The sequence below is a fragment of the Pantoea sp. CTOTU50773 genome (genome assembly GCF_032082325.1).
GTDB lineage: Bacteria > Pseudomonadota > Gammaproteobacteria > Enterobacterales > Enterobacteriaceae > Pantoea > Pantoea communis.
Window position 1 is genome coordinate 1 of sequence record NZ_DAMDQC010000223.1, and the last position, 5240, is coordinate 5240.

General features: G+C 53.1%; 5 protein-coding genes and 1 pseudogene. 3 read left to right on the forward strand and 3 right to left on the reverse strand.

Annotated elements, in window-relative coordinates; translation table 11 throughout:
• Positions 1–330 (forward strand): annotated as a pseudogene (locus RT340_RS21585) (ribosomal large subunit pseudouridine synthase B); the annotation flags it as partial.
• Positions 331–366: 36 nt separating this feature from the next.
• Here the strand turns inward: RT340_RS21585 and cobO are convergent.
• Positions 367–954 carry a cob(I)yrinic acid a,c-diamide adenosyltransferase gene (cobO, locus tag RT340_RS21590; RefSeq protein WP_058959807.1) on the reverse strand — a complete coding sequence of 196 codons (588 nt, stop codon included), beginning with the start codon at positions 952–954 and terminating at the stop codon, positions 367–369.
• Positions 951–1715: a YciK family oxidoreductase gene (locus RT340_RS21595; RefSeq protein ID WP_313377702.1), complete on the reverse strand. Its 765-nt coding sequence runs from the start codon at positions 1713–1715 to the stop codon at positions 951–953. The genes cobO and RT340_RS21595 overlap by 4 nt, the downstream gene beginning before the upstream one ends.
• A gap of 174 nt (positions 1716–1889) precedes the next feature.
• Between RT340_RS21595 and sohB the strand changes: the two genes are divergently transcribed.
• Positions 1890–2936 (forward strand): protease SohB, encoded by a 1047-nt coding sequence (gene sohB, locus RT340_RS21600; protein WP_097117001.1) that lies wholly within the window; start codon positions 1890–1892, stop codon positions 2934–2936.
• A gap of 26 nt (positions 2937–2962) precedes the next feature.
• On the opposite strand, the gene RT340_RS21605 is transcribed toward sohB, so the two are convergent.
• Positions 2963–3211 (reverse strand): YciN family protein, encoded by a 249-nt coding sequence (locus tag RT340_RS21605; RefSeq protein ID WP_097117002.1) that lies wholly within the window; start codon positions 3209–3211, stop codon positions 2963–2965.
• Positions 3212–3581: 370 nt separating this feature from the next.
• Here RT340_RS21605 and topA point away from each other — a divergent pair.
• The coding region (topA, locus tag RT340_RS21610; protein WP_313377703.1) for a type I DNA topoisomerase at positions 3582–5240 on the forward strand (1659 nt) is incomplete at its 3' end.

The following is a 5240-nucleotide window of genomic DNA, read 5'->3' on the forward strand; positions in this document are numbered from 1 at the left end:
CGCCGTTTGTGGGAAGCCGTAGGTGTGCATGTTAGCCGCCTGATGCGCGTCCGTTATGGCTATATTCAGTTGCCAAAAGGGTTACCTCGCGGTGGCTGGATGGAGATCGAATTACCGGCGGTTAACTACCTGCGGACGCTCGTGGATATGGCGGAAGAGACGGTAACGAAAGTCGCGGTTGAAAAAGACCGTCGTCGTACTAAAGCCAATCAGATTCGTCGCGCGGTAAAACGTCATAGTAATGTAAGCGGCAGCCCACGTCGCGGCGGCAGCAGTAGCAGCCGCAACAGCAGCACGCGGACCAGTGGAACTAACAAGCGCGGTTCCTGATATGCCCGTGACGCCGCATGCAGCGGCGTCACTGTTTTACCAATCTATTCCCTGCTGAGCCTGAATGCCTGCATCAAATGCATGCTTAACCGGGCGCATCTCGGTCACGGTATCCGCCATCTCGAGCAAGGTTCGATGGCAGCCTCGACCGGTGATAATCACACTTTGTTGAACCGGACGTTGTCCCAGCACGCGCACCAGTTCATCCAGATCCAGATAATCCATACTAACCATGTAGGTGATTTCATCGAGGATCACTAAATCCACATGCTCATCGGCAAGCATACGCTTTGCCGCCTGCCAAACCTGTTGGCAGGCGGCAGTATCGGTCTCCCGATTTTGAGTATCCCAGGTAAAGCCGGTTGCCATCACCTGAAATTCCACGCCATGCTGTTCCAGCAAATTGCGCTCACCATTTGGCCATTCACCTTTAATAAACTGCACGGCGGCAACGTTTTTACCGTGCCCGCAAGCGCGTAAAGCCGTACCAAAGGCGGCGGTGGTTTTGCCTTTGCCGTTGCCGGTGAACACCATCAAAATGCCGCGCGCTTCTGTCGCGGCAGCAATCCGCGCATCAACCTGTTCTTTTAAACGCTGCTGTCGTTGCTGATGACGATCACTCATGCGCTGGCTGGCCCCGGTTTACGTCCCGGCTGGGCATCAAAACTGATCCCGGTTTTGCGACGGCTGTCATCACCCATCAAATAAAGGTAAAGCGGCATCAAATCAGCAGGCGTTTTCAGTAAACTGGCATTTTCTTCCGGGAAAGCACTGGCGCGCATTTTAGTGCGAGTGCCACCAGGATTGATGCAATTTACCCGCAGATGACGATTTTTATACTCATCCGCCAGTACCTGCATCATGCCTTCGGTGGCGAATTTCGACACCGCATAGGCCCCCCAGCCTGCACGGCCGGTACGGCCGACGCTCGACGTGGTAAACACCAGTGAACCGGCGTCTGATTTCAGCAGCAGCGGCAGCAAGGCCTGAGTTAAATAAAAGGTGGCGTCAAGATTGATCTGCATCACCTTGCGCCAGACGGCAGGATCGAGTTCCGCCAGTGGGACGATCTCACCCAGAATCCCGGCATTGTGCAGTACACCATCGAGCCGTGGCACCAGGGAGGCGATCTGATCGGCCACCTCAGCACAGCTTTCTGGCGTGGCATGCGACAAGTCCAGCAGCAAATGGGATGCGGGCTGCTTATTCAGCTGATTGATGGCGTATTCAGTCTGCTGCAGCGTTTCGGCGTTGCGGCCCATCAAAATGACGCGTGCGCCATAGCGCGCATAGGTCAGCGCCGCTTCGCGACCAATGCCGTCAGAAGCGCCGGTGACGAGGATAATGCGATTTTCCAGCAGATCGCTTTTCGGTTGATAATGCACAGCGATGTCCTTTGGCAAGTCAGAGGGTTTTGGGCTTTATGCCTCAATTTGTCGCCAGGTGCAATCACCGCGCCTCGCATTCTGTGCCGCCTGCGGGCATTTCAGGCGACGAAAGTCGTTAAAGCGGGTAAACTCAGCCATTGTTTGTAATTCACTGTTTAATAAGGCGGCAGAATGGATTTACTCTCCAGTTATGGATTATTTCTGGCCAAGGCCGTCACCGTGGTGGTGGCGTTCGCAGCTATTGTTCTGATTGTGCTCAATGCCGCGATGCGTAAACGCCACAGCGGTGGTCAACTGCGCTTGACTCATCTCGACGATGATTATCGTGAAATGAAGGAAGACCTGCAGTTGGCGAAGATGAAGCCACAGGCGCAAAAAGTGTGGCTGAAGCAGCATAAAAAAGAAGAGAAGCAAAAAGCCAAAACCGAGAAGCGCAATGCCAAAGCTGGTGTGAGCGAAGCCGCTAAACCGACACTCTATGTGCTGGAGTTTAAAGGCAGTATGGATGCGGGCGAAGTCAGTTCTTTGCGTGAGGAGATCTCCGCGGTGCTGGCGGTGGCTGTGCCGGGTGATGAAGTCTTGCTGCGTCTGGAAAGCCCGGGTGGCGTGGTGCACGGTTATGGCCTGGCCGCTTCTCAGCTGCAGCGTCTGCGTGATGCGGGCCTGCAGTTAACTGCCGTCGTCGATAAAGTGGCGGCGAGCGGGGGTTATATGATGGCTTGTGTCGCGGATCGCATCGTCGCGGCGCCATTCTCTATCATTGGATCAATTGGTGTGGTCGCGCAGATTCCCAACTTCAACCGTCTGCTGAAACGCAATGATATCGACGTTGAACTGCACACCGCGGGTCAATATAAGCGCACGCTGACCTTGTTTGGTGAGAACACCGATGAGGGACGTGAAAAATTCCAGGAAGATCTCAACGAAACCCATCTGCTGTTCAAAGAGTTTGTCCAGCAGATGCGTCCGACACTGGATTTGGAAAAAGTGGCCACCGGGGAACACTGGTATGGACGCCAGGCGCTGGATTTGGGGCTGATTGATGAGATCGGCACCAGCGATGCGCTGATTATCAAGCAGATGGATCGGTTCAATGTGCTGGGCGTGCACTATGCGCGGAAGAAGAAAATGATGGATCGCTTCACCAACAGCGCCAGTCTGGCGGCCGAGCGGTTAATTCTGAAAATATGGCAGCGTGGTGATAAGCCACTGTTGTGAGCAAGCCCGGCAAATGCCGGGCTTTTTTATGCCAGGTGATAGCGTGAGGAGAGCTCAACGGCAAGGGATTTAAACACGTTAAACACAGCGGTGGTTTTCGCGCTCGGCAGGCCTTCTTCATCTAAGAAATAAGGCCCACGAAACACCAATATCTCGCCCTGCTGAATCACGTCATTGGCTTCCATCCCGGCTAAATAATCGTCGTGCTGCTTGATCATTTGATTGGCTATTTCCAGTAACGCCTGGCGTGAAATGGATTCCGTTTCTACTGACATTGTTCACCTCTTTTTTGACAGCAATCGTTCTCCTTCTATATTACTAGCGAGTTGCGCTGTTCATCAAATCAACGTCCGTCAGCAAAACTGGCGCAAAATTAATCAGAATGCTAATTAAGTTGCGTAACGGATTTTATCAGGTAGAGTGTGGGCGATTCAGCTTTCAGGGAGATCACACCCGGATGTGTGGTGCTGTCAGATGGAAAACCCGCTTCTAATCATAAAGTTGCATAAGTCGATGCAATCTGACCTGAGATTATCCCCGCTGCCTTGAAATGTGAAAAGCTGGCAGCAATATTGAACCCGTTGGGTTTTGGGGCACCGAATCCTCTCCCGTTTATCAGGACGTTTCAATTAGGTAAAGGTACATATGGGTAAAGCACTCGTAATCGTTGAGTCCCCGGCAAAGGCCAAAACAATCAATAAATACCTCGGTAATGACTACGTGGTGAAATCCAGCGTCGGTCATATCCGTGATTTGCCGACCAGCGGTTCAACTGCCCGTAAAACTACCGACGGGGAAAAGGCGAAAACAGGAAAAAAGGTTAAGAAGGATGAGAAGGCCGCATTGGTCAGCCGCATGGGGGTCGATCCCTGGCATGGCTGGGAAGCGGACTATCAGATTCTGCCGGGTAAAGAAAAAGTCGTAGCCGAATTGAAAAGCCTTGCCGCCGATGCTGACCACATCTACCTCGCAACGGACCTTGACCGCGAAGGGGAGGCTATTGCATGGCACCTGCGGGAAGTGATCGGTGGCGATGACAAGCGGTTTAGCCGCGTGGTGTTCAACGAAATCACCAAAAATGCGATTCGTCAGGCGTTTGAAAAACCGGGCGAACTGAATATTGAACGTGTTAATGCGCAGCAGGCGCGTCGCTTTATGGACCGCGTGGTGGGTTACATGGTTTCCCCGCTGCTGTGGAAGAAAATTGCCCGTGGCTTGTCGGCGGGTCGTGTTCAGTCTGTGGCTGTGCGACTGGTGGTTGAGCGCGAGCACGAAATCAAAGCGTTCGTGCCGGAAGAGTATTGGGAAATCGATGCGGATTTCTCTACGCCGAAAGGCGACGCGCTGGCAATGCAGGTCACGCATCAGGGTGATAAAGCGTTCCGTCCGGTTAATCGCGAGCAAACTCATGCTGCGGTATCCGTGCTGGAAAAAGCGCGTTACGAAGTGCTGGATCGTGAAGACAAACCGACCAGCAGCAAACCCTCTGCGCCTTTTATTACCTCGACGCTGCAGCAAGCGGCGAGTACTCGTCTTGGTTTTGGCGTGAAGAAAACCATGATGATGGCGCAGCGTCTCTACGAAGCGGGTCACATCACCTATATGCGTACTGACTCCACCAACCTGAGTCAGGATGCGGTGGCGATGGCACGCGGCTTTGTGGAGAAGAGTTTTGGTAAGAAGTATCTGCCAGAGTCGCCAATCACGTACGCCAGTAAAGATAATTCGCAGGAAGCTCACGAAGCGATTCGACCTTCGGATGTCAACATCCAGGCAGAACAGCTGAAAGATATGGAAGCTGATGCGCAGAAACTGTACCAGCTGATCTGGCGTCAGTTTGTGGCCTGCCAGATGGTGCCGGCGCAGTATGACTCCACCACCCTGACGGTGGGTGCAGCAGACTTTAAACTGAAAGCGAAAGGCCGTACTTTGCGTTTCGATGGCTGGACAAAAGTGATGCCAGCGCTGCGTAAAAACGATGAAGATTTGACGCTGCCACTGGTTAATGTCGGCGACATGCTTGACCTGAAGGAGCTGATGCCAAGCCAGCACTTCACCAAGCCGCCAGCCCGCTTCAGCGAAGCTTCCTTAGTCCGTGAGTTGGAAAAACGGGGTATTGGCCGTCCATCGACCTATGCCTCAATTATTTCCACCATTCAGGATCGCGGTTACGTGCGGGTAGAAAACCGCCGCTTCTATGCTGAGAAGATGGGTGAAATTGTCACCGATCGTCTGGAACAGAATTTCCGTGAACTGATGAACTATGACTTCACCGCGCGCATGGAAGACAGCCTTGACCAGGTC

Excerpts from the sequence above, each read along its gene's own strand:
- sohB (WP_097117001.1), top strand. The coding sequence starts at position 1,890 with ATGGATTTACTCTCCAGTTATGGATTATTTCTGGCCAAGGCCGTCACC.
- RT340_RS21605 (WP_097117002.1), bottom strand. The coding sequence starts at position 3,211 with ATGTCAGTAGAAACGGAATCCATTTCACGCCAGGCGTTACTGGAAATA.
- cobO (WP_058959807.1), bottom strand. The coding sequence starts at position 954 with ATGAGTGATCGTCATCAGCAACGACAGCAGCGTTTAAAAGAACAGGTT.